Below are 24,279 nucleotides of genomic sequence, written 5' to 3' on the forward strand. Positions count from 1 at the left end.
CTGCCACCACTAACATATGCAGGCACCGCTGATTTTGCAGATTGTTTTGGGAAAAATTAACGGGCTTCCTGCTTCCAAAATGGCCAGAAAAAAAGGTATAATGAATGATATATAGAACAATCGTTTGGTAGGTAGAGGCGCATGAATAGGAAGCGCCTTTTTCATTTTAAAGAGTGATAAAGAGATAGATATTTTGAGAGAGAAAGGGGTAATAAGATGTCTGTGCGTTTAGTACTGGGGCGCTCGGGGAGCGGCAAGACCGAGATGATCATTAAGGAAATTAAGGACAGGCTCATTTCGGACCCGCAGGGGGACCCGATTGTTTATCTTGTCCCTGAACAAATGTCATTCCTTTCCGAATACAGATTGTCCACTGACCCTGAACTTGGGGGTATGATCAGGGCGCAGGTTTTCAGCTTTCCCCGCCTTGCCTGGAGAATCCTGCAGGAAACAGGCGGATACACTCGCCAGCATTTGGACAGCGTCGGGATCAGCATGATGATCCGCAAAATCATTGAAGACAAAAAGGACGAGCTGAAAATATTCCAAAAGGCAGCGGATAAAAATGGCTTTGTCCAGCAGATGGAGCAAATGCTGATCGAGTTCAAGCGCTATGCGATTAATCCGGATGAGCTCGCTGGAAAAATGGAGGAAGGCTCAGCGGGCAATAAAGCTCTGAAAGATAAAATTCATGATCTTGAGCTCGTATATCGACAATTCGAGGATGAATTATTCGGCAAATATATCGATTCTGAGGATTACTTCAAATTGCTGGCAGAGAAAATCCCGGCCTCACAATATTTAAAAAATGCAGAAGTATACATCGATGGTTTTTACAGTTTCACGCCCCTTGAATTGATGATCATTGACCAGTTGATTGGCACTTGTAAAAGGGTTACCATCGCACTGCCTGTCGACAAGGGATTCAAAGATGCTCAGCCTGACGAACTGCATTTATTCAGGATAACAGGAGAAACCTGTTCAACTCTGTATGACATGATAAAAGCAAAAGGCTACGAGCTTGAAGAAGAGATTGTGCTGACGGAACAAAGACGCTGGCAGGATGAATCCCTGAAGCATCTTGAGAGAGAATTCGATTCCAGGCCTGCCGTCAGATATAACGGGGAGGCTGCAATTCATATTGCCCAGGCAGCAAACAGAAGGGCGGAACTGGAAGGAGTTGCCCGCAAGATCCTAGGTCTGGCAAGGGATAGTGGTTACCGTTACCGCGATATTGCCGTACTGATGAGAGGCAGCGAATACCGAGAAGTCCTTGAAACGATTTTTGACGATTATGGACTGCCTTACTTTATCGACCAGAAGCGGAATATGCTCCATCATCCATTGATTGAGCTGGTACGTTCAAGTCTTGAAACAGTACTGGGGAACTGGCGGTATGAGCCGATTTTCCGGGCTGTAAAAACGGACCTGCTGTTCCCGGATGGCATGAATCTGAATAAGATGCGCGAGCAGATGGATGTGCTGGAGAATTATGTACTGGCATATGGCATCCAGGGAGATAAATGGACGAAAAAAGAACGATGGAAATACCGCAGGATCCGCGGCCTGGAGTATGACGGTCTGGCCCAGACGGATGCAGAAAAACAGACAGAGCAGGAACTGAATGACCTGCGTCTGCTGATTACTTCTCCGCTGCTGAGGATGGCTCGCCGTCTGAAGCGTGCTGACACTGGAAGAAAGCTTTCGGAAGCAGTCTATCTATTCATGGAAGAGCTTGATATCCCGGCAAAGCTTGAAGCCTGGAGAATGGGTGCTGAACAGGAAGGAAGGCTGGTAGAGGCGCGGGAGCATGAGCAAGCCTGGAATGCAGTGATCAACCTTCTTGACCAGTTTGTCGAGATGCTTGGTGACACGAAAGTTGCGCCAAAACAGTTCGTGTCGATTCTGGATGCTGGTTTTGAATCATTGAGATTCTCGTTGATCCCTCCAGCAATAGACCAGATACTGATTGCAGACCTTGAAAAGACAAGGCTTGCCGATGTTAAAGTCGCATTTGTCATCGGTGTGAATGAAGGTGTACTGCCGGCGAAGATGACGGAGGAAGGAATTTTTGCAGATGATGACCGGGAGCTTTTGCAGTCAAGAGGAATAAAGATGGCTCCAAGCAGCCGTACGAAGCTTCTGGACGAAAACTTCATTGCTTATAAAGCTTTCGTTACGCCGTCTGAACAACTGTATATCAGTTATCCAATCGCCAATGAAGAAGGGAAGGCTTTGATGCCATCCTCATTCATCAAGAGGATCTCTGACCTATTCCCTGAACATCAAACGCATTTCTTCCTGCCAGATCCATCGGAATTGACGGAAGAAGAGCAAATAGAGTACGCAGCTGGCGAAAGTGTAGCCTTGTCTTATCTGACTTCCCAGCTTCAATTGAAGAAGCGCAATTATCCTGTCTATGATTTTTGGTGGGATGTGTACGATTATTATATAAAGAGTCATCAATGGAGAGATACAGCACGCAAAGTTCTTTCAAGCTTATTTTACGAAAACAGGACGAAACAATTGTCCGAATCACTCACGAAGGAGCTTTATGGTGACGAAATCCAGGCGAGTGTGTCTAGGATGGAGCTGTTCAACAGCTGTCCATTCTCGCATTATGTCCAGCATGGCCTGAAGCTGCGTGACCGCCAGATTTTCCGCCTTGAAGCGCCGGATATCGGGGACCTGTTCCACGCCGCGCTTAAGGAGATTGCCGAGACTGTCATGCAGCAAAATCTCAGCTGGGCCCAGCTAACAAGAGCCCAGGCTGAAGAGCTTGCAAGGGATGCAGTCCAAAAGCTGGCTCCTAAATTGCAGAATGAGATTCTGCTGAGCTCGAACAGGCATCATTATATCAGGCAGAAGCTGCAGAATATCATCAGCCGCGCGTCGCTTGTATTGAGTGAGCATGCAAAGGTCAGCGGATTTTCACCAGTTGGTCTGGAGCTCGGCTTCGGACGCCAGGGAAAACTGCCGCCGCTTGCTTTTTCGCTTAAAAATGGCACGAGGATGGAACTGATGGGCCGGATTGACCGCGTCGATAAAGCAGAGGATGACCAGGGAGTGTACCTGAGGGTCGTCGATTATAAATCCAGCGTTAAAGATGTCAATTTGACAGAGGTTTATTATGGTGTGGCCCTCCAGATGCTCACCTACCTGGACATTATCATCACTCATTCGCCATTGCTGGTCGGAAAGGCAGCTGACCCGGCGGGAGTTCTGTATTTCCATGTCCATAACCCTATTGTCAACGCATCAAAAATGCTGACTCTTGATGAAATTGAAGAGGAAATTCTCAAGCGTTTTAAAATGAATGGCTTGCTGCTCAGTGATGAGAATGTCATCAGGATGATGGACAAGGGTCTGGATACAGGGAGCTCACAGATTATTTCCGCAGGTTTTAAAAAGGATGGAAGCTTGCTGAAAAGCTCAAAAGTGGCCAGCAGGGAAGACTTTGACCACTTGCGGCAATTCGTCCGCCATAAGTATGTAGAAACCGGAAACAGGATTGTCAGCGGAATCGTTGATGTGGCACCGTATAAGCTTAAGGACAGGGCACCATGTACATTCTGCTCTTTCAAGCCAGTCTGCCAGTTTGACCAGGCTGTGGAATCGAATGATTTCAGGAAGCTTCCGGTCATTAAAAAGGAAGACCTCCTAGAGTCGCTTCGGCAGGATCAAAATATGAAGGCGAACGATGGCTTGCCAGGAGTAAATGATAGATTAGAAGAAATACGGAAACTGGATATTCTTGCATCAATCGGAGAGGAGGAAGAGGATCTTGGCTAAAACGAATATACCGCCAGTACCGGAAGGGGCAACCTGGACGGAAGATCAGTGGAAGGCAATCATGGCCTCGGGGCAGGATATCCTAGTCGCTGCGGCAGCAGGGTCAGGAAAAACTGCTGTGCTTGTTGAGCGGATCATCAAGAAAATCACTTCGGAAAGCGATCCGATTGATGTCGATGAACTGCTCGTCGTGACATTCACGAATGCTTCCGCGGCTGAAATGCGCCACAGGATAGGGGAAGCACTGGAAAAAGCGATCGACAGCAATCCAGCTTCGACTCATTTGAAAAAGCAGCTTAGCCTTTTGAACAGAGCGTCGATTTCAACACTCCACTCCTTCTGTCTTGAAGTGATCAGAAAATATTATTACATGATTGATGTCGACCCTGGCTTCAGGATTGCAGATGAAACAGAAGGCCAGCTGCTTAGGGACGAAGTGATGGAGGATTTGTTCGAAGAAGAATACGGAAAGGCAGACAACCAGCACTTTTTCAACCTGGTAGATGCGTTCACGAATGACCGAAGCGATGAAGGATTGAAGGATATCATTGCAGACCTGTTCGATTTCGCCAGATCCAATCCTTCACCTGACGCCTATCTTGATTCAATCGTTTCAATGTATGAGGCAGCAGGCAGTACTGCAATCGAGGGCTTGCCCTTTATGAATGTGCTTCTTGCTGATATTGAGCTGCAGCTCCAGGGAGCGAAACAGCTTCTGGAAAAAGGGATGGAGATTGCCAAAATGCCTGGCGGGCCTGCGCCAAGGGCGGTTAATTTTACAGAAGACCTCCATGTGATTGACACCTTGCTTGCTGCAAAAGACAGATCATGGGCAGAGCTTTATGAGGCAATCCAGCTTGCTAATTTTGGCAGGGCAAAAACATGCCGCGGTGATGATTTCAACAAGGATCTTGTAGACAAGGCGGCCAAGCTAAGGGACCGGGCCAAGAAGATTGTCCAGGATTTGCAGGGCGAACTCTTTTCACGGAAACCTGAAAGCTTCCTGAAGGATATGCAGGAAATGAAACCTTTAGTCGCTGTGCTGATCGATCTTGTAAAAGAATTCTCGCGCCGGTTTGGAGAAGTGAAGCAGGAGCGCGGACTCGTCGATTTCTCGGACCTTGAGCATTATACTCTGGATATCCTGACGGCCGAACAGGAAGCGGAGGAAGAAGAAGCAAAACCTTCTGAAGCAGCTCTCGCATATAGAGTTAAATTCAAGGAAGTCCTTGTGGACGAATACCAGGATACAAACATGGTGCAGGAAGCGATCCTCCAGCTTGTGACAGCTGAAGGGGAAGAATCAGGCAATCTGTTCATGGTTGGCGATGTTAAGCAATCCATCTACAAATTCCGTCTTGCAGAGCCTAATCTGTTCCTTGGAAAATATAACAGATTCACATCCAGTGGAGAAGGAACAGGGTTGAAAATAGATTTGGCCAAAAACTTCCGGAGCCGCAGAGAGGTGCTTGACGGAACGAATTATTTATTCAAGCAAATCATGGGGATCAAGGTTGGCGAGATTCATTATGATGAAAATGCCGAGCTGAAAAAAGGTGCGCCATATCCTGAGGATGACGAGTTCCCAGTGGAGCTGCTCTTGATTGATAAAAGTGAGGGTGAATCTGCAGAAACAGAGTCTGGCGAAGATAATGAAACGGCAGCAGGTGAATTCGACGCAGACGACCTGGAACAATCCCAGCTCGAAGCAAGGCTGATGGCCAAGCATATTAAGGATATGGTAGAAGAACGCCGCGGTGTATATAATCCAAAGACAAAGACATCAAAACCGGTCAACTACCGGGATATCGTCATTCTCCTCCGCTCGATGACATGGGCGCCGCAAATCATGGAGGAGTTCAAGCAGCAGGGCATCCCGATTTATGCGAATCTGTCTACTGGGTATTTCCAGGCAACTGAGGTCGCAATTATGCTTTCTTTGTTGAAAGTGATCGACAACCCTTATCAGGATATTCCGCTGGCGGCTGTCCTGAGGTCTCCGATTGTCGGGCTGGATGAAGAAGAGCTTGCCATCATCAGGGTCAGCCAGAAACGCGGTTCCTTTTATGAGGCATTGACAGCATTTTGCCTGCAAAGGCCAGTACCTGAAAAGGAAGGATTGCACGAGAAGACAAGTCGCTTTTTTGAGAGCTTAAAGAGATGGAGAACTTCGGCAAGGCAGGGTTCTGTTTCGGATTTGATCTGGCAATTGTACAGAGAAACCCGTTTCTTCGATTTTGCCGGAGGGATGCCAGGAGGCAAGCAGCGCCAGGCAAACCTGCGAGCACTTTATGATCGCGCGAGACAATATGAAGCCACAAGTTTCCGCGGCCTGTTCCGCTTTTTGCGCTTCATTGAGCGGATGAGGGAGCGCGGTGATGACCTTGGCGCTGCTAGAGCACTTGGAGAGCAGGAAGATGTGGTCCGAATCATGACGATCCACAGCAGCAAGGGTCTTGAGTTCCCGGTCGTCTTCGTTGCCGGGCTTGCTCGGAATTTCAATACGATGGACCTGAAGAAATTCTACATGCTCGACAAGGAGTTTGGCTTCGCAGCAAAATATATCAATCCTGAAAAGCGGATTTCCCTCCCATCTTTGCCGCAGTTAGCCTTCAAGCGCAAGAAAAAGATGGAGATGCTGGCAGAGGAAATGCGGGTATTATATGTTGCCTTGACACGGGCGAAGGAGAAGCTTTACTTGATTGGGTCGGTCAAGGATGCAGAAAAGACGATCAGCAAGTGGCAGGACGAGGCAAGCCAACCTGAATGGCTTCTGGATGAATACTTAAGAGCGTCTGCTTCAGGCTATATCGATTGGATCGGGCCAGCTGTAATCCGCCATCAAGATTGTGTTGATATCAGGGATGGTACCGAACGCCTTCATTCGGCACTGGGTGAGGACATTACATGCCATCCTTCCCGCTGGAAAATCGAAAGCATTAAAGCTGAGGAAATTGCTTCATATGGTGAGGAAAAAACCGAGGAGCAAGAAAGCTTAATGGACCTTGTAGCAGCAGGAAAACCTGTAAACTTGGAATCAGAAATGGCCGAGACAGTGAAAAGGCAGCTTTCTTGGAACTATCATTTCAAAGAAGCAGCCAACCACCGTTCCAAGCAGTCAGTTACTGAGCTGAAACGCAATCACGAAACCAGGGATGAAGAGAGCGGAACACAGATTGTCCGGAGGTTTTCAAAACCAATCCTCAACAGGCCAAGATTCATGCAGGAGAAGAAACTTACACCAGCAGAACGCGGAACCGCGATGCATATGGTCATGCAGCATATCGATCTGACCCAGCCTGTAACAGAAGCATCTTTGGAGCTGCAGCTGGAAAGGATGGTAGAGAAGGAGCTGCTATTCCCTGAGCAACGCGATGCAGTTGATAAAAAATGGCTACTAGCCTTTTTTGAAACGGATATCGGCAAGCGACTGGTAACTGCTGATAAAGTCAGCCGTGAAGTTCCGTTCTATCTGTCATTGCCATCAAAGGAAGTATATCCAGATTGGCAGGGAGAAAACGAGCCGATCTTTATCCAAGGGGTAGTAGACTGCATTTTCCAGGATGAAAAAGGGACAGTCCTGCTTGATTTTAAAACGGATGGCATTCACGACCGCTACAAAGGCGGTTTCGAACAGGCAAAGCCGATTTTGGAAGAACGCTATCGAATCCAAATCAGCCTTTATGCTAAAGCAATCGAACAGGTGTGGAAGCAGCCGGTAGAGGAGAAATACTTATATTTCTTCGACGGCGGCCATCTGCTGGAACTGGATCAACTATAAAGGAATGTTAAAAACCGGCGGGATGTGAATAATAATCCTGCCGGTTTTTTGTTAGTTTATGAGAAATATCCGTTTGAAGGCTGTATCGGACAAACGGAAGGTAAAGAAAGGGAAAAGTGTCCGATAGAAGGGCTATATCGGCCAAACAGAAGGCGACGCACGAGAAAAGTGTCCGATAGAAGGGCTGTATCGGACAAACAGAAGGCGACGCACGAGAAAAGTGTCCGATAGAGAGGCTGTATCGGCCAAACAGAAGGCGACGCACGAGAAAAGTGTCCGATAGAGAGGATGTATCGGACAAACGGAAGGTAAAGAAAGGGAAAAGTGTCCGATAGAAGCACTTTATGCTAAAAATTCATTCTGAGAGGAGGGGATCACCGAGTGGCAAAGAAAAAACAATCCGGTACATGTGAATTATGCGGCAGGGAAGAGGTTGAGGTAACCATTCACCATCTGACTCCGAAAGAATTGGGGGGCACTTTCATGCCAACAGCCAATCTGTGCATCCCTTGCCATAAACAGATTCATGCTCTATTCACGAATGAAGAGCTTGCAGCGGATTTAAACAAGATTGAGCGGCTTCGCTCCCATCCTGAATTGGAGAAGTTTTTGAAATGGATAAAAAAACAGCCTTCTACAAGGCTGCCGAAAATATCAAAATCTAATGCGCGAAAAAGAAATAAACGCTAGTTATTTCCTACAGTCGGCTGGTCAATCAAGTTGGCATCAAGAACATTGCTGGCACTTAATCCATTATTCGTGACAATGAATCCTCCAGTATTGAACCCACCCTGCCCAGCGACTGTTTTAGAATTGCTCTTTGGCGAGATGAACAGCGTGTCGCCAAACTGCACTGTCCCGCCGCCTACATTCAATATTTGCACAGGACCTATTATTGCTGGCATTGAAAACATCCTTTTCTGCTTTTGTTTAATATTTTATTCTCATCGGCTTCGTAACCGTCCATAGTCCAGAAGCTTCTTAATTTTCTTCTTCATTAGTTCCATTGGCACCACTTGTTCCATTCGTTTTGTCATTTCGGGGCAAAAGCTGGCGTATATGCTTTACCCGGGCTTCCATAGCTATATTGCGGCTGTTTCCAAGGTGTACAACTGATGAGGAAGAGGCACCCAGGATATCAATATTCCTGACCTTTAATACAGGGTTGAGGTTGTGGGTCGAGAAAACAACATTTTCTTCATCAGTTGGTTGAAAGGGAATCGGTTCTGAAAAAATCGGGAACACATCGAAATTCCCTTCATTATCGAAAAAAATCTCGGCCTCTCTTTGCACGGCCAATGCCCTGGAGATGGCCTGTATTTGTTCCGAATCACCGATCTGGAAAATCGAGGAGAAGGATACCGAGTCAATTTTTATATGGTCAACACATGTTATTCTTTGAAGCATAGCGATCACGATATATCCGGTGACAGCGGGACGAATGGGCCGACAATCAACGATTCAGATGGTGTATCAAAGGTTGCTGCCAGCTGGATTGTTTCAGCATCCCCAACCATCAGCAGCGAGGAACTGGAAACACCTATGATCCTGATGTCGCCGACACAAATATCCCGGTTATAGACTTGGAAATTCATTATGAACGACCTTCCTTTACATTATCCGGCAGGTTTTTCAGGAACAGGAATACACCATTTTGGATTTCCTGTTTAAGCAAATCAATCACCTTTTCATTCAGCTGAGGGCTTAGTTCAGTGCCTCTTTCACTTGATGATTGTTCCTGTAGATGTTGAGCTGCTCTGCCAGATAACTGTTTTTTAATATCATTTTTTATGAACTCGAAATAGGAATCATCTACATTGATTCCAAGCTTAGTTTGGGCACTTCGGTAAATGTTCTCTAAATCAGATTCAAGATATTGGTTCAGTGCTGTTTCAATCTCAATTGTTCTTTTAAATAACTGTTTTGGTGGAATCGGTACATTCACAGCCTTTTGATCAACGGAAAAATCGTCGATTCCATCCAAATCTGTTGGATTTAACCCAATATTCAACGTTCCTTCAAGGGTTTCCACTTTTAACTGGTCGAATTTATACTCGATATTCCCAATTTGAACCGGAGGCCGCTCTTTCAGTGCAGCAATTTCCTGCTGCAGCTCGATAACCAATTTCTCCAATCTGGCTGTCTTTCTGCTCTGGTGCTCCACATATAAATGCAGCTTCTTTACATATTGATAGAATTCCGCGTTCAAACGAATCACCTCGCCTCGACCCAGCATTTTGACACTGATTAATTTTCACGTACAGGGGCCTGCAGTGGTACGGCAGGAGCTTCCAATGTGCCCCCGGAAATACCCTCCATGCCTGTTGAAATTTCCGTAGGGTGGACAGCCTCTGGGGCAGGTGCTGTGAATCCACCAGTGTTATAAAGGTAAGAAACTGGCTTGATCATCCCCGCACTGCCAATTTGCAGTACAGAAGAATTAGTGATTCCATCAACCTTCAGAAGGTTTATGTTTATTGATTGTTGTATATAAAAATTCATTGTAATCACCCGCATTATACATTTAGATAATTTCCTTGATCGACGGCATCTGGGTCATACGTATTTGTAGAGCTCTGATTATTGTACACGGTCAGTCCATCTCCGGTATTGAATGAGCCAGCTCCAGAAAATGTTTTTGCATTGGATACCGGGCTTATTCTGTAAACATCTCCTATATGGAAAACGGAGCTGTTACCAAGGGAAATGACCTGAGCGACTCCAACGATTGCTGGCATTTGCAACACCCTTTAATAAGATTTCTTTATTATCCTATGTGCCCAGGAGCAGAATGTGATTAAAATGCCTATTAGGTGATAAAGACCCTTTTCACAAAAATCATGAACCTAGTGGTTAGCAGTAAAGTCTTAGGAAAAACGCATGTTATATAACAGTCAAAAAGTTATATAACAGGAAGAGTAATATGTTAATATATTTATATATTTAGAATTATAAAATTATTCTACAGGAGGCAGATTATGAACGTTCCATTGCTGTTAAACCAGTTTCTAGACCGGGCAGTAGCGCTTTATGGTAACAAGAAGGCCATTTTTTCTGAGGACAGGGCACATACATATAATGAATTGAATGAAAGAGTGAACAGGCTTTCTGATGGATTAAGAAAGCTGGGGGTGTGCAAAGGCGACCGGATTGCCTATCTTGCACCTAATTCAATTGAGATGCTTGAAGGTTTTTATGGTGTATTCCAGCTGGGCGGAGTCATGGTCCCATTGAACATTCGTCTGAAGCCGGATGATTATTTGTTCATCCTTAACCACAGTGAATCAAAGGTTTTGTTCGTGGACCAGGATTTATATCATTTGATCCAGCCAATCAAGGATCAGCTCGAAAGCGTTCAGCATATTATTGTCCACTACAAGGAAGATAGCCTGGATGAAATCAATTATGATGAGTGGCTTTCACAGCAATCTGCTGATACTTTCAGACGTGAAGAACTCGATGAAAATGATGTCTGCAGCCTACTGTATACAAGCGGGACGACCGGGAATCCAAAAGGAGTCATGCTCACTCACCGGAACAATTACATCCACGCATTGAGCACGATGCACCATTTACGCGTCAGCGATGAGGATGTTCTGCTGCATGTCCTGCCGATGTTCCATGTGAATGGCTGGGGATCGCCATTTTATTACACAGCGAATGGGGCTTCACAGGTATGTCTGCGAAAAACGACGCCTGAGACAATTTTTAACGCACTGGAAAAGCATAAAGTCAGTGTCATGCATATGGCTCCAACTGTGTTGAATGCGCTGCTGCAGTATTATGAAAAGAATGTCCCGACCATTGAACAGCAGGTACGAGTGGTCATTGCCGGGTCTGCACCGCCGCCGGCATTCGTAACCCGTGTGGAAAAGGAACTTGGCTGGGAATTCATCCAGGTGTATGGCATGACAGAATCATCTCCTTTAAGCACAATCTCAACCGTCAGGTCACATTTGAAGCAGCTTCCATTGAATGAACAATACCGAATGAAAGCAAAAGCAGGCGTATCCATGATTGGCAGCCAGGTAAAAGTCGTGAACGATCATGGAGATGAGGTTGCCCATGATGGCAAGGAAATTGGTGAGGTTATCACCCGAAGCAATGGAGTCATGAAAGGCTACTGGAAAAATGAAGAGGCGACGATGGAAACGATCCGTAATGGCTGGCTTCATACCGGAGACATGGCAACGGTCGATGAATACGGCAATATTGATATTGTCGACCGCAAGAAGGATGTTATCATCAGCGGCGGAGAAAATATTTCATCCATCGAAGTCGAGGGAGTACTCTATGATCATCCGTCGGTCCTTGAAGCGGCAGTCATTGCGGTTCCTCACGAAAAGTGGGGTGAGACTCCGCATGCCTATATTGTGCTTCGTGAAAATGAGCAGGTGACAGAGCAGGATCTCATTGCTTTTTCGAGAGAAAAACTTGCCCATTTCAAAGCAATTACAGGAGTGACTTTTGTAAAAGAACTGCCGAAAACAGCTTCCGGAAAAATCCAGAAGGTTCATTTGCGTAACGAATACTGGGAAGCGAATGGCAAGACTGGCAGATTTGTAAATTAATAGTTCTGGGGACTGCCTGGTGTCGGCGTCCCTTTTTCTTTTATCCTGATTCCGGTTACCTTTGGCATGTTGGTTTATTGTGTGATATACATAGATTAGATGTTAACTATTGGATGGAAAGAGGGGGAAAATGGAGATTAACGGACAGGTATCCGGAAATAGGGTTATTTCAATTGACCGGATGCGGGGCTTTTCATTATTGGGGATTTTTCTCATAAATATGATTTCATTCCATTCGCCATATTTTTATATCGAACCGGAGACATGGTGGGGTGGAACTGAAAACTTATTTGCATACCGGTTCATTGATTTATTTATCCAGGCAAGCTTTTACCCGCTGTTTTCGATGCTGTTCGGATATGGTCTGGTTATTTTAAGAGAACGCAGTCTTGAAAAAGGGTTAAGCTTCAATCCTCTTGTTTTAAGGAGGCTCTCGATCCTGTTGTTGATTGGGGTCATCCATGCATTCTTGATCTGGCCAGGTGATATTCTCATAACATATGCAGTCTGCGGTTTTGTTTTCCTGCTGTTTATTGGCTGGAGTGCGAAGAGGCTTTTTATTGCCGGATTGGGTTTATACATAGTTCCAAACGTCCTCCTGTTGTTGATGCTCGGTGCAGCCTCAGCCATTGACGGCGGAGAGGGATTTTCGATGTATGACGCACAAGCTGCAGAGCAGTCGATCACCATCTATCAAACGGGCAGCTTTGCAGAAGTGACACATCATAGAATAACTGAATGGTATCAAAATAATAACCTGGTGGGATTGTTTCTATATTTGATCACAATCCTTCCTTTATTCATGATAGGAGCTGGAGCAGCAAAACTAAAATTATTTGAGAATGTACGGGATAAAAGGAGGAAGCTTGCAGCCGCTGCGGCTGTACTCGCAGCCCTTGGCCTGTTGATAAAAGCAATTCCGTACCTGTATGGCAAAACAATGATGACGGATTATATGCAGGATGTTTTTGGCGGTGCAATGCTAGCAATGGCTTATTCATTAATTATTGCGCTGGTTTCTGAGCTGAAACAATTTGACAGGTTCTTCTACCCGATGGAGGCTGCCGGCAGGCTTTCAATCAGCAATTATCTATTCCAGTCCATCGTTTCGACAATGATTTTTTATAGTTATGGACTAGGGTACTATGGGGAAGTGTCCATTTTCTCTGGTTCAATACTGGCACTGATTATTTACATATTACAATTGGCATATAGCAGCTGGTGGGTCAAAAGGTTTTACTATGGTCCGGTGGAATGGCTATGGCGGAACGGCACGTACCTGAAGAAACAGCCTTTTAAAAAGGGTAGGGCCTGATGGAGAAAATCATCATCATCGGCTGCGGAGGTGCAGGGAAATCTACACTTGCCCGAAAGCTGGGGCAAGTCCTCAACATTAAGGTTTATCATCTTGATGCAATATACTGGAAACCAGGATGGGTCATGACAGAAAAAGATGAGTGGAAATCACTCATCAAGCACATGATTGAAAAAGAATCCTGGATCCTTGACGGTAATTATGGCAGCACGATGGACTTAAGGGCAAGTGCAGCTGACACCATCATCTTCCTTGATTACTCAGCTACAAGATGCCTGTATGGTGTTTTCAAAAGAAGAATCATGTACCACGGCAGGACAAGGCCGGATATGAATGAAGGCTGTCCGGAGAGACTTGATTGGGATTTTATCAAATGGGTGGCTCAATACAAGCGCAAAAAAGTGCCTGGCATTATGGCGAAATTAGAAGAATTCAAGTATCAGGGTAAAGAGATTTACCATTTAACAAATCCTCGTGAAACAGAAGCATTCCTGGAGGGTTTAATCAATAAAGGGAGGATAATCTAATGAAATTTGTTACTTTTAAAAATGAATCGGGTCAATCTATCGGGGTAGTCAATGCAGAAGGGAGTCATCTCCTTCCGCTTGCGGATGCCTATGAAAAAATGGGCGGTAAATCAGCTCTCCCATCTGACATGATTGAAGCCATTACACAGGGCGAAATTTTTTATCAAGAAGCAGAAAAAATTGTTCATTGGGTAAGCGAAAACAATCTGGACAGCGAACTATACATCCCGTTAGAGTCAGTGGAACTGCTCGCACCGATACCACGCCCGGCCAAAAATATTTTCTGTGTTGGCAAAAATTACGCAGAGCATGCAATTGAAATGGGAAGCAAGGATGATATTCCCGAGCATATCATGGTATTCACGAAGGCACCAACAACTGTCATTGCCCACGATCAGACTATCCTTGCGCATAGCGAATTGACCGAGCAATTGGACTATGAAGGTGAGCTGGCAGTCGTCATTGGCAAAAAAGGGATGGGGGTCAAAAGGGAAGAGGCATTGGATTATGTATTTGGCTATACAGTCCTGAATGATGTGACTGCCCGTGACCTCCAGGCAAAGCATAAGCAGTTTTTCATCGGAAAAAGCCTTGATACTACATGCCCGATGGGACCCTGGATTGTCCATAAATCCGCAATCGCAAATCCGAACAATCTGGATATAAAAACAGCAGTAAATGGAGAAGTTCGGCAGGATTCAAATACGGAAAACTTTATTTTCCCGATAGAAGAAATCATTGCAGTACTTTCACAGGGAATGACACTTGAGCCAGGGGATATCATAGCAACCGGAACACCAGCAGGCGTAGGCAAAGGCTTCAAGCCGCCAAGGTTCCTAAAGGCTGGAGATACAATTGAAATTACTGTTGAAGGGATTGGAACATTGCGTAACAAAGTGGAGAGTTAATCGTAGCCTGGCCAGTTTATTTTAGTTTTTTTGGCGACGTTATGATATGATATTTTAGAATTTACTATTAGGAGGACGGGTACATGATACATGCCCATATGACAGCCTGGTTTTTGGCTCTTGTTTTATTCTTCGTAGCACTGGGACTACATAAAAGCGGTAAGGAAAAAGGCGCTAAAATTGTCCAGATGGTCCTTAGACTGTTTTACGTGCTGATTCTATTGACTGGCTTCTGGCTTCTTTTCAGCATCAATATCAGCCTGATGTATGTACTGAAAGCAGCAGTAGGCCTGTGGGTTATCGCAATGCTGGAAATGATCTTAATCCGTACAAAAAAGAACGAAAAAGCGTCTGTATTGTGGATTCAATTTATTGTCGCAGTTCTTCTTGTACTATATCTAGGTTTTTCACTTCCACTTGGAACATATTTGTTCTAATAGTGAATTGTCGAAAGAAAGCTGTCTTTATAGGCAGCTTTTTCTTTTTTTGTCATATCTTAACCCTATCAAATATGATAATTTAAGAGATAGGGATATTGGAGAAATATAATTAATTGGAGAATGCAATGGCTACGACAAAAAGCTGCGTTTACGAAAATGACCAACAACTTAATAGCTTTATAGAGGGCAATTCATTCAAGGGCCACCGCAATCTATTGGTGCAGATCTTTTACAGTCATAAAGAAAAAAGAAAGCTTCAGCACCTTGAGCAGCTGCTTAAAAAACAGCTTCCTGTTTCTGCTTTGTTGAATTGTGAAGCAGCGGACTGCTTTACAGAAAAGGAACAGTGTATCGTGTCTTTTACTGTTTTCGATAAACAAGAACTCAATCCTATTCTGCAAGATCAGTACACCATCAACACATTGAACTCTTTAGTGGAAACCTCACAGCAAGACATCCTTCACCTAAACGAAAGCCTCAAAGTTTCCGAGCAATACTACCGATCGCTGTTTGACAACAATGGAGATTTTGTCTATTCAACAGATTTGGCAGGCAATTTCACAAGTATCAATCAGGCATTCATGAAAACCTTTGGCTACAGCGAAATTGAGCTAATCGGCAGGTCCGCGCTCGATTTTATCAAAAAGGAAGACGTGAACCGTGCCAAAATGCATTTCATTCAGGCACTTAAAGGGAAAGATCAGACTTATACAATAGAAATCCCGATCAAGAGCGGCGAAACACAGATTTTTCAGATTAAAAATATTCCTATTACGATAAATGGTTCATGTGTAGGAACGTATGGAATTGGCCGGAATATTACCATTCAGAAAAAAACGGAAGAAAAGATTATACAGCTTGCTTATTATGACCAGGATACGGGATTGCCGAACAGGATGAGGTTTACCGAACAGCTCGAAGAAATGATTCACCGTGCCAGGCATAAAAAAGAACTGCTTGCCGTACTTGTCATTGATATTGACCGCTTCAAAATCATCAATGACAGTCTGGGGCATTATGCCGGGGATATTGTTTTAAAAGAGCTGGCCGAAAGAATCGAGGGTCGACTCCCGGCAGGAGCTTATCTTGGCAGGTTCAGCGGCGATAAGTTTACGCTGATGCTGACAGAGAATGTCAGTATCGATCAAACGACAAGAACAGCCAGGGAACTGCAGAATATTATATCCATGCCTCTGTCTTATCAAAATCAGGAGTTCATTGTTACGGCCAGCATTGGGATCAGCTCCTTTCCAGGGGATGGTCTGGATGAGCATATACTGCTGAAAAATGCTGATATTGCGATGAACCGTTCGAAAAATCAAGGCGGGAATAAAATTACTTACTTCTCAACCGGAATGAACGATCAGGCAATGGTCCGGCTTGAGCTTGAGAGCTATTTAAGGAAAGCGCTTCAAAAAAATGAATTCCATCTTTGCTACCAGCCGCTGATGGACTTGAAATCCGGGGAGATTACCTGTACAGAAGCACTTATCCGCTGGCAGCATCCGCATCTTGGAATGGTTTCGCCGGCACAGTTCATTCCTCTTGCTGAGGAAACTGGATTGATTGAGGAAATCGGGGAATGGGTGCTGACCACAGCATGTGTCCAGACGAAAGAATGGCAGCAAAATGGATTCCCGAATCTCGGTATCTCGGTTAATGTATCCGCCTATCAGTTTCAGCAGCATGCTTTTATTGGACAGGTGATTAAAGCTTTGGAAACATCTAAGCTTGAGCCGGTATTCCTTTCCCTGGAACTGACAGAGAGTGCGATGCTGAAAGATATAGCCTATAGCATTTCGGTCATGAAATCGTTACAGGAACTTGGAGTAAAGGTTTCGATTGATGACTTCGGGACAGGATATTCCTCTTTAAGTTATTTGCGCAATTTGCCGATTGACACGCTAAAAATCGATCAATCATTCATCAATAATCTTCATGACGACCCATCTGATATTGCAATTGTCAAAGCAATCATCACTATGGGCAAGGGACTTTCCGTTAAAATTGTCGCAGAGGGCGTAGAAACATATGAACAGCTGAATCTTTTGAGGGATATGGACTGCCATTATGCACAGGGCTATTACATTCAAAAACCCTTGGACATTGCGGCCTTTGAAAAAGGGTTCAGGACGATGGAGAATGTTGTGTATTCAGTGAAATAAAGATGGAGCCTGCACATTGTGCAGGCTCTGTTTTATTTAGGAGATAAGAAAGTATAAATCTTACTTCCAGAATTGTCCAGCTCCAGCGCCTAGCCAGTTTTCATCCCAGAGAGTGCTTCTTAGACTATCTTGCGAGAAGCGTTAGCTTTGAGCAGCTCGAGTCGCTTGTCTAGCTGCGGCTCCTAACTCCTCAGACGTTTCGGTCCTGCCAATGAAGTCAAAGAGCGACTTCATTGGCAGGCCCTCCAGCGCTTGTCGGGCTGACCAAGGCGCTTGCGCTTTTCTTATGAAATCCTCTCGATAACGGTCCGTTTCCCGTTGTTCAAGGTCAATTCAAATCTGTCATTTTGAGTTTCAAAGTAATCAAAGTGGTGCTGGACACTGCAGATGTATTCTTCATTATCAAGAATCAAAAAATTGACTCCTGAAACCCCTTTGTCGTGATCAAGGAACGTCAGGTGGTTATAGCAATAGATGCAATCATAGATTGAAAAATTGAGCGAATTCAATGTATTGATAAATTGGACAAACGCTTCATCATTAAGCTCATCAAGCAAACGCTCGAACGAATAGATCAGCTGTTTCCTGATTCTGATCATTTCCTGATCCTGCAAAGTGATTTTTTCGTTGCCGGTCTGAATGCTGCCGTTATCCAGCAAAAAACCCTTGCACCATTTATTGTTTCGCTGCACTTCAACCTCTTGATGGATGAATTCATCGACGAGTGCAGCCTCTTCTGTTTCTTCATCAAAGAAAACCCATTGTGAATTAATATATTCTACTGTCCCGGCATTAAATGCCCGGGGCTGGAATTCAATTAGATTGCTTCGTTGTTGTCGATTCATTTGGATCCTCCGTTAATTATCGCTCACCTTCTTTGTAGACAGATTTTGGCGAATTTATAACATAATCTAAAAGATAGGCAATTAACCAGTTGAGATGTAATTGCATAAGATGAGTAATGCTTAAGCAATGGTCAATATTCTGAAAGTGCTTATTGTCATCAAAAAGTTCCGCTGAAAGGAATGATCAAAAAATGTGTGGAATAACTGGCTGGGTAGATTATCGTAAAAATTTGGATCATGAACGTGAGACCATGGCAAAGATGGCGGAAACTTTGAGTAAAAGAGGTCCCGACGATACAAATATATGGACTTCGGGGCATGCTGGGCTGGGTCATAAAAGACTGGTGGTTGTCGATCCTGAGGGCGGCAAACAGCCAATGACCAGAACACAAGGAGATAACCGTTATACCATTTGTTATAACGGAGAACTTTATAATACGGAAGACCTCAGAAAAGCACTGCTATTAAAAGGATATTCTTTTAACGGTCATTCTGATACAGAGGTTTTGCTTACTTCTTTCATGGAATGGAAAGAAAACTGCCTGGAACATTTAAATGGGATTTTCGCCTTTGCTGTATGGGATCACCAGCAGGAACAGCTGTTCATCGGCCGCGACAGGCTTGGCGTGAAGCCATTATTTTTCCTTGAAACAGCATCTGGTCTTATGTTTGCTTCTGAACAAAAGGCGCTGCTAGCTCATCCAGAGGTGAAGACTGAGGTAGGCAGGGAAGGACTTTGTGAGGTGTTTGGGCTTGGGCCATCCCGTTCTCCCGGGGCAGGGATCTTTAAGAATATGAAGGAGCTTCGGCCGGGCCATGGATTGATTTTTCGAAAAATGGGCTGAAAACCTGGAGATATTGGAATGTGAAGAGCGAGGAGCACACTGATAGCCTTGAAGAAACAGCTGAAAAGGTCCGGGATCTGTTCACAGATGCTGTCACCAGACAACTTGTTTCAGATGTGCCTCTGTGCACCTTTCTCTCCGGCGGCCTGGATTCAAGCGCCATTACCGCAATTGCTGCTAACCATTACAAGTCGGAGGGAAAAGGAAGCCTTCATACCTATTCCATCGATTACGAAGGCAATGACAAGTATTTCAAGGAAAATGAATTCCAGCCAAATGCAGATGCCTTCTGGATCAATAAAATGACGGAAACATATGGCACCATCCATCATAACAGTATTATCTCACAGCATGATCTGGCAGACTTTCTGACAGAAGCTGTTCATGTCCGGGACCTGCCGGGAATGGCAGACATCGACTCCTCGCTCCTCTGGTTCTGCCGTGAAATCAAACAGGATTTTACTGTAGGACTTTCTGGAGAATGTGCAGACGAGATTTTTGGCGGCTATCCATGGTTCCACAGAGAGGAAGACCTGAATAGACCTGGTTTTCCGTGGATGCGGTCGATTAATGAGCGCCAAAACATGCTGAGGGACCACTGGAGGAAAAAGTTGAATCTTGAAGAGTATATGATGGCAAAATACAACGATACAATTGCGGAGGTTCCAGTTCTTGATGGCGAGAATCATAGCGATGCCAAACGGAGACAATTATTCTATCTAAATATTATCTGGTTCATGACAACACTGCTTGACCGCAAGGACCGGATGAGCATGGGGGCGAGCCTGGAAGTGAGGGTGCCTTTCGCCGACCACCGCCTTGTTGAATATGTCTGGAACATCCCCTGGGAAATGAAGATGCACGGTAACAGAGAAAAAGGGATCTTGCGCAAAGCATTGGAGGGCACATTGCCTGATGAAGTTTTGTACCGTAAAAAGAGTCCATATCCGAAGACTCACCACCCGGCCTATACACAGGCAGTGCAGGGAATGCTCTCAGATTTCATGGCCGATTCGAACAGTGCGCTGCATGAATTCTTCGACAGGGCCACACTGCAAAAAATGATAGAGTCCGAGGGTGCATCCTTCAAAGTGCCATGGTTTGGCCAGCTGATGACAGGTCCGCAGCTGTTGGCTCAGTTAGCACAAATTCATATCTGGTTCAGGGATTACAATATCAATATAGCAGACTAAAAAAGCAAGCCCGAAAATTGGGCTTGCTTAAATTTTTCATATTTTTAGGCCTCTAATGCGCTCGGCTCCTTTTCGGATAAGGGGATTTTCCCAGATGAACGGATGATCTAGTTTATAAAATGACAAAATTAGCTTTTATGTATCGAAAAATTCTGTAAAATAAACAGTAAGTAAAATTTGAGAGAGGTAGCTTCAGTGGAACTGAGCAGAATGAGCCTATGGGATAGTTTATGAAATGATAGTGAAACCATTTACGTCATTGGAATACATAGATTAAGGACAGATGGAAGAACAATGAAAAAAGGAGGGTTCTATAACATGTGGGATAACAGGTTGACAGAGTTATTGAATATTGAATTCCCAATCATACAAGCACCAATGGCAGGAGGGGTAACTACCACGGAACTGGTGGCATCAGTATCAAACGCTGGCGGCCTTGGCATGGTCGGTGCAGGATATATGGAACCCGGCCAGTTGAGGAGTCAAATTAGGGAGATCAAGAAGCTGACGGACAAGCCATATGGAGTGAATTTGTTTATACCAGGAGATTTTCGAGTCTCAAAGTTTGATTTAGACTTGGCCTTCGACAGGCTCCAGCCTTTTCGTGATGAGTTGAATATAAAGGAAGAAGTCCCGGTCGTCCCGGATTCGAAGGAGGAACATGTCAAATTCGCTCAGTTGCTGGACGTCATCATCGGAGAAAAAGTTCCTGTCTGCTCCTTTACCTTTGGCATTCCTGCGGAAGAAGTCATCTCAAAGTTAAAAAGTGAGGGGGTCATCCTCATTGGAACTGCAACAAGCGTCAATGAAGCAGTGATGAATGAAAATGCCGGAATGGATATCGTTGTCGGGCAGGGAAGTGAAGCGGGCGGGCATCGCGGTACTTTTTCGGAAGATGGCGGGGATCATTTATTAGGAGTAATGTCGCTGATTCCTCAGATAACAGAGAAAGTATCAATACCAGTTATTGCTGCCGGAGGGATTATGAATGGTAAGGGGGTTATAGCCTCACTCTGTTTGGGGGCAAATGGAGTGCAAATGGGAACAGCTTTCCTGACGTGCAAAGAGAGCGGTGCCCATAAAGTATACAAAGAAGCGGTCCTCAAGGCAGCCGATTCAGATACTGTCCTGACTCGCGCTTTTTCAGGTAAGTGGGCCAGAGGAATCAAGAATCAATTTATTAAAGATATAGAGGAAGGTCAGGCTCCCATTCCTGATTATCCAGTTCAAAATAAACTGACCACTAAAATAAGGAAGGCGGCAGCCTCACGGAATGACAGCCGGTTCATGTCGCTTTGGTCTGGCCAAAGCCCAGGGCTGGCAAAGGACCAAACCGTTAAAGAGCTGATTAGAGAAATTGTTTCTCAGGCTGAGGAAATAAAGGCATCACTTTGAGGAACAGGTAAATCGCCCGTCTTGATGAAAACGGAATGTTCGAAGATTAATATATAGGTTGAACTTAATAATTACACATTGAATGAAGCACCAGGAGCGAAATGAAAAGCTAAACCATCCAGTTCAACTTATATGATTAAAATTATCAGCCAAGTAATGGACAAGGGGGCATTTCAGCCCGCTATCGTCCAGGATATCCAGGAATTTTGTACATCAAAAGGATGGCTTTATATGAGAATGAGTCTAAGGACTAAAATGTTAATTATGTCTTTTCTTGTGGTTTCAGGCTCTATTTTTACCAGCGGATTAATAATGGTTTACAGTATTTCGGATGCTTTCGAGAAAGAGCTTGGTGAGCGGGCAACAGCCATAGCCAGAACAGTTGCACAAATGCCGAGTATCCGAAATAATGTCGGAAAGCCAGGAGGAGAAACTATTATCCAGCCGTTTGCTGAACGGACAAGACTGGCTACAGATGTGGACTATATTGTAATTATAGATATGCACCGCATCCGGTACTCACATCCATCAGAAAGCCTTATTGGCAAGGAGTTTGTCGGTGGGGATGAGAAGGCATCGTTGTCAGAACATGAATATGTGTCAAAAGCGAAAGGGACATTGGGCAATTCGGTGAGGGCTTTTGTCCCGATTATGGATGAAGAAGGAGTTGTCCAGGTCGGGGTAGCCGTAGTCGGGATTCTTACTCCAACTTTCCAATCTCTTTTAGCCCAGTATCAGAATGATCTCTTCCTTTCTCTCATATGGGGATTGATGATTGGTCTGTTCGGTTCTTTGTTTCTGGCAAATAATATTAAGAAACAAACTTTTAATCTGGAACCCTATGAAATTGCCAGGCTGGTCGAGGAACGTTCTGCAGTCATGCAGGCAATGGATATGGGGATTATCGCTGCTGATGAAAACGGGAAAATTACTTTTATGAATCGTCTGGCTAAAGAATACATGTTCAATGACTCAAAAAAAGAAATAACCAGGGACAATGGCCTGGCAGAGCTTCTTCCTAATTTAAATGACAGTATATCAAAAGCCCTCAATAACACTCAGTCCCTGCAAATTGTAAATAGGAGCATGAATATATTTAATAAAATTTACCTTGTATCTCTCTATCCGATTTCTGTTAAGGGCCGGCCGGCTGGCTCATTCATTACAATGGTGGACAAGACTGAAGCCAACCTTCTGGCTGAAGAGCTTACAGGAGTGAAAACGCTGGTGGATGCCTTAAGGGCGCAGAATCACGAATATATGAATAAGCTGCATAGCATTGCAGGGTTAATTCAATTGGAAAGGACCGAAGAAGCCCTCAATATTATAATTGACGAAACAACTGATGAAGAGGATATGATTCAATTTCTGAAGGATTCAATATCGGACTATTCTATTTCGGGATTGCTTTTAGGAAAAAGAGCAAGGGCACGGGAGCTTGGAATCCATTTTCATTTTAACAGGCAGAGTTATCTGCATCACCTTTTGGATGGTTTCAGTCCAGGCGATATAATCACAATCCTTGGAAATCTGATTGAAAATGCATTTGAGGCATATTCGCCAAAAGGTAAGAATAAAATCGTCGAATGCTTTCTGCAGGGTGATGTAAGTCATTTGATGATTATTGTACGGGACAAAGGGAAGGGCATCGGGCCTGAAGACCGGAACAATATATTCACATATGGTTTCAGCACTAAGGCAAAAGAAGGCAGAGGGATTGGTCTCGCGCTTGTCAAGCAGATTGTCGAGACTCAGGGTGGAAAGGTCGAAATAGTATCCGAAATCAACAAAGGGACAGAAATAACCATTGAAGTGGAAAGAAGGGGAGAGAATGATAAAAGTTTATATAGTTGAAGACGATCCAATGGTTCTTGATGTGAATATTGGATTCCTGAAAAGGCTACCCTTATTCCAACTATGCGGTTCAGCTGCCTTGGGGGCAGAAGCAGTCAAAGAGATTCAAGAGCTAAAGCCGGATCTGGTGCTGCTCGATATGTTTTTGCCGGATTTATCCGGCATGGAAGTAATGAAATCGATACGAGAACGGAATATCCCTACGGATGTCATCATGATTACTGCAGCAAGGGATGCCCAAACCATCCACGATTTTTTTCGGTTAGGTGCGGTTGATTATTTGGTGAAGCCCTTCCGTTTTGACCGATTTAAATCAGCGCTCGAGGCATACGAGAAAATGTGGAACAAATTAAATGCTTCCCCCAACTTGAAGCAGGAAGACATCGACGAATTCAAACAAATGCAGGGACAGGCAGAATACCTGCCAAAAGGTCTAAGTGAAAAAACACTGAAGCAGATTTTATTAGCATTGAAGGAACAGAACGAACCCGTTACGTCCGAAAGTCTTGCATCCGTCATGGGGATGGCACGGGTAACGGTAAGAAGGTATTTGGAGTATCTCGTACAATCGAAGAAAATTAGGGTGCATATCCAATATGGAAGTGTTGGACGGCCAAGCCATTATTATTTTTTATAGTTGAAATTAAA

19 protein-coding genes and 1 pseudogene are annotated in these 24,279 nt (G+C 44.6%); 13 read left to right on the plus strand and 7 right to left on the minus strand.

From position 1 onward, the window contains the following. Positions 1-216: 216 nt before the first annotated feature. The 3 genes from addB to FOF60_RS06230 all read left to right on the plus strand — a co-directional run bounded on the left by addB (position 217) and on the right by FOF60_RS06230 (position 8,263). The gene (addB, locus tag FOF60_RS06220; RefSeq protein WP_192473082.1) at positions 217-3,792 is read left to right on the plus strand and encodes a helicase-exonuclease AddAB subunit AddB; all 3,576 of its coding nucleotides are present in this window, start codon (positions 217-219) and stop codon (positions 3,790-3,792) included. Beyond that, on the plus strand, positions 3,785-7,573 hold the full coding sequence (addA, locus tag FOF60_RS06225) for a helicase-exonuclease AddAB subunit AddA (protein WP_192473080.1): 3,789 nt from the start codon (positions 3,785-3,787) through the stop codon (positions 7,571-7,573). Before addB ends, addA begins: the two co-directional genes overlap by 8 nt. 381 nt (positions 7,574-7,954) lie before the next feature. Beyond that, the gene (locus FOF60_RS06230) at positions 7,955-8,263 is read left to right on the plus strand and encodes an HNH endonuclease (protein WP_192473078.1); all 309 of its coding nucleotides are present in this window, start codon (positions 7,955-7,957) and stop codon (positions 8,261-8,263) included. Here FOF60_RS06230 and FOF60_RS06235 read toward each other — a convergent pair. The 6 genes from FOF60_RS06235 to FOF60_RS06260 form a co-directional block, all read right to left on the minus strand. Further along, complete coding sequence (locus tag FOF60_RS06235) at positions 8,260-8,478, minus strand: spore germination protein (RefSeq protein ID WP_023615349.1); 219 nt, start codon at positions 8,476-8,478, stop codon at positions 8,260-8,262. The genes FOF60_RS06230 and FOF60_RS06235 overlap by 4 nt on opposite strands. 76 nt (positions 8,479-8,554) lie before the next feature. Then, the gene (locus FOF60_RS06240) at positions 8,555-8,980 is read right to left on the minus strand and encodes a spore germination protein GerPE (RefSeq protein ID WP_192473077.1); all 426 of its coding nucleotides are present in this window, start codon (positions 8,978-8,980) and stop codon (positions 8,555-8,557) included. Between the two features lie 5 nt (positions 8,981-8,985). Further along, positions 8,986-9,168, minus strand: coding sequence for a spore gernimation protein GerPD (locus FOF60_RS06245; RefSeq protein ID WP_192473076.1), 183 nt, complete (start codon positions 9,166-9,168; stop codon positions 8,986-8,988). Continuing rightward, a complete protein-coding gene (gene gerPC / locus FOF60_RS06250; RefSeq protein ID WP_225650373.1) occupies positions 9,168-9,782 on the minus strand; it encodes a spore germination protein GerPC in 615 nt (204 codons plus the stop codon). Before gerPC ends, FOF60_RS06245 begins: the two co-directional genes overlap by 1 nt. 38 nt (positions 9,783-9,820) lie before the next feature. After that, positions 9,821-10,075, minus strand: coding sequence for a spore germination protein GerPB (locus FOF60_RS06255; RefSeq protein ID WP_192473072.1), 255 nt, complete (start codon positions 10,073-10,075; stop codon positions 9,821-9,823). A gap of 14 nt (positions 10,076-10,089) precedes the next feature. Further along, positions 10,090-10,311: a spore germination protein gene (locus tag FOF60_RS06260; protein ID WP_192473070.1), complete on the minus strand. Its 222-nt coding sequence runs from the start codon at positions 10,309-10,311 to the stop codon at positions 10,090-10,092. Between the two features lie 240 nt (positions 10,312-10,551). Between FOF60_RS06260 and FOF60_RS06265 the strand changes: the two genes are divergently transcribed. The 6 genes from FOF60_RS06265 (at position 10,552) to FOF60_RS06290 (ending at position 17,499) form a co-directional block, all read left to right on the plus strand. Continuing rightward, positions 10,552-12,144, plus strand: coding sequence for a long-chain-fatty-acid--CoA ligase (locus FOF60_RS06265; RefSeq protein ID WP_192473068.1), 1,593 nt, complete (start codon positions 10,552-10,554; stop codon positions 12,142-12,144). Between the two features lie 130 nt (positions 12,145-12,274). Then, complete coding sequence (locus tag FOF60_RS06270) at positions 12,275-13,459, plus strand: DUF418 domain-containing protein (RefSeq protein WP_192473067.1); 1,185 nt, start codon at positions 12,275-12,277, stop codon at positions 13,457-13,459. Continuing rightward, positions 13,459-13,986, plus strand: coding sequence for a DNA topology modulation protein (locus FOF60_RS06275; protein WP_192473065.1), 528 nt, complete (start codon positions 13,459-13,461; stop codon positions 13,984-13,986). Before FOF60_RS06270 ends, FOF60_RS06275 begins: the two co-directional genes overlap by 1 nt. After that, on the plus strand, positions 13,986-14,894 hold the full coding sequence (locus FOF60_RS06280; RefSeq protein WP_192473063.1) for a fumarylacetoacetate hydrolase family protein: 909 nt from the start codon (positions 13,986-13,988) through the stop codon (positions 14,892-14,894). The genes FOF60_RS06275 and FOF60_RS06280 overlap by 1 nt, the downstream gene beginning before the upstream one ends. Before the next feature lie 83 nt (positions 14,895-14,977). Further along, positions 14,978-15,331, plus strand: coding sequence for a YisL family protein (locus FOF60_RS06285; RefSeq protein ID WP_192473061.1), 354 nt, complete (start codon positions 14,978-14,980; stop codon positions 15,329-15,331). A 128-nt stretch (positions 15,332-15,459) separates the two neighbouring features. Next, a complete protein-coding gene (locus FOF60_RS06290; RefSeq protein WP_192473059.1) occupies positions 15,460-17,499 on the plus strand; it encodes a sensor domain-containing protein in 2,040 nt (679 codons plus the stop codon). Positions 17,500-17,783: 284 nt separating this feature from the next. On the opposite strand, the gene FOF60_RS06295 is transcribed toward FOF60_RS06290, so the two are convergent. Next, positions 17,784-18,344: a DUF2777 domain-containing protein gene (locus FOF60_RS06295; RefSeq protein ID WP_192473057.1), complete on the minus strand. Its 561-nt coding sequence runs from the start codon at positions 18,342-18,344 to the stop codon at positions 17,784-17,786. Between the two features lie 191 nt (positions 18,345-18,535). Here FOF60_RS06295 and asnB point away from each other — a divergent pair. The 4 genes and pseudogenes from asnB to FOF60_RS06315 all read left to right on the plus strand — a co-directional run bounded on the left by asnB (position 18,536) and on the right by FOF60_RS06315 (position 24,268). Next, positions 18,536-20,382, plus strand: a pseudogene (asnB, locus tag FOF60_RS06300) (asparagine synthase (glutamine-hydrolyzing)). A gap of 318 nt (positions 20,383-20,700) precedes the next feature. After that, the gene (locus tag FOF60_RS06305; RefSeq protein ID WP_192473055.1) at positions 20,701-21,777 is read left to right on the plus strand and encodes an NAD(P)H-dependent flavin oxidoreductase; all 1,077 of its coding nucleotides are present in this window, start codon (positions 20,701-20,703) and stop codon (positions 21,775-21,777) included. A 312-nt stretch (positions 21,778-22,089) separates the two neighbouring features. Continuing rightward, entirely contained in the window at positions 22,090-23,631 is a 1,542-nt protein-coding gene (locus tag FOF60_RS06310; protein ID WP_192473053.1) for an ATP-binding protein, read from the plus strand. Next, a complete protein-coding gene (locus FOF60_RS06315; protein WP_192473052.1) occupies positions 23,609-24,268 on the plus strand; it encodes a response regulator in 660 nt (219 codons plus the stop codon). The genes FOF60_RS06310 and FOF60_RS06315 overlap by 23 nt, the downstream gene beginning before the upstream one ends. Positions 24,269-24,279 lie beyond the last annotated feature (11 nt).

Origin of the sequence: Mesobacillus jeotgali (assembly GCF_014856545.2) — a bacterium.
Classification (GTDB): domain Bacteria; phylum Bacillota; class Bacilli; order Bacillales; family Cytobacillaceae; genus Mesobacillus.

What these genes read in the sequence shown, in the direction of transcription:
- addB (WP_192473082.1), top strand. Translation starts at nt 217, where the DNA reads ATGTCTGTGCGTTTAGTACTGGGGCGCTCGGGGAGCGGCAAGACCGAG.
- FOF60_RS06235 (WP_023615349.1), bottom strand. Translation starts at nt 8,478, where the DNA reads ATGCCAGCAATAATAGGTCCTGTGCAAATATTGAATGTAGGCGGCGGG.
- FOF60_RS06240 (WP_192473077.1), bottom strand. Translation starts at nt 8,980, where the DNA reads ATGCTTCAAAGAATAACATGTGTTGACCATATAAAAATTGACTCGGTA.
- FOF60_RS06245 (WP_192473076.1), bottom strand. Translation starts at nt 9,168, where the DNA reads ATGAATTTCCAAGTCTATAACCGGGATATTTGTGTCGGCGACATCAGG.
- FOF60_RS06255 (WP_192473072.1), bottom strand. Translation starts at nt 10,075, where the DNA reads ATGAATTTTTATATACAACAATCAATAAACATAAACCTTCTGAAGGTT.
- FOF60_RS06260 (WP_192473070.1), bottom strand. Translation starts at nt 10,311, where the DNA reads ATGCCAGCAATCGTTGGAGTCGCTCAGGTCATTTCCCTTGGTAACAGC.
- FOF60_RS06265 (WP_192473068.1), top strand. Translation starts at nt 10,552, where the DNA reads ATGAACGTTCCATTGCTGTTAAACCAGTTTCTAGACCGGGCAGTAGCG.
- FOF60_RS06270 (WP_192473067.1), top strand. Translation starts at nt 12,275, where the DNA reads ATGGAGATTAACGGACAGGTATCCGGAAATAGGGTTATTTCAATTGAC.
- FOF60_RS06275 (WP_192473065.1), top strand. Translation starts at nt 13,459, where the DNA reads ATGGAGAAAATCATCATCATCGGCTGCGGAGGTGCAGGGAAATCTACA.
- FOF60_RS06280 (WP_192473063.1), top strand. Translation starts at nt 13,986, where the DNA reads ATGAAATTTGTTACTTTTAAAAATGAATCGGGTCAATCTATCGGGGTA.
- FOF60_RS06285 (WP_192473061.1), top strand. Translation starts at nt 14,978, where the DNA reads ATGATACATGCCCATATGACAGCCTGGTTTTTGGCTCTTGTTTTATTC.
- FOF60_RS06290 (WP_192473059.1), top strand. Translation starts at nt 15,460, where the DNA reads ATGGCTACGACAAAAAGCTGCGTTTACGAAAATGACCAACAACTTAAT.
- FOF60_RS06295 (WP_192473057.1), bottom strand. Translation starts at nt 18,344, where the DNA reads ATGAATCGACAACAACGAAGCAATCTAATTGAATTCCAGCCCCGGGCA.
- FOF60_RS06305 (WP_192473055.1), top strand. Translation starts at nt 20,701, where the DNA reads ATGTGGGATAACAGGTTGACAGAGTTATTGAATATTGAATTCCCAATC.
- FOF60_RS06310 (WP_192473053.1), top strand. Translation starts at nt 22,090, where the DNA reads ATGGTTTACAGTATTTCGGATGCTTTCGAGAAAGAGCTTGGTGAGCGG.
- FOF60_RS06315 (WP_192473052.1), top strand. Translation starts at nt 23,609, where the DNA reads ATGATAAAAGTTTATATAGTTGAAGACGATCCAATGGTTCTTGATGTG.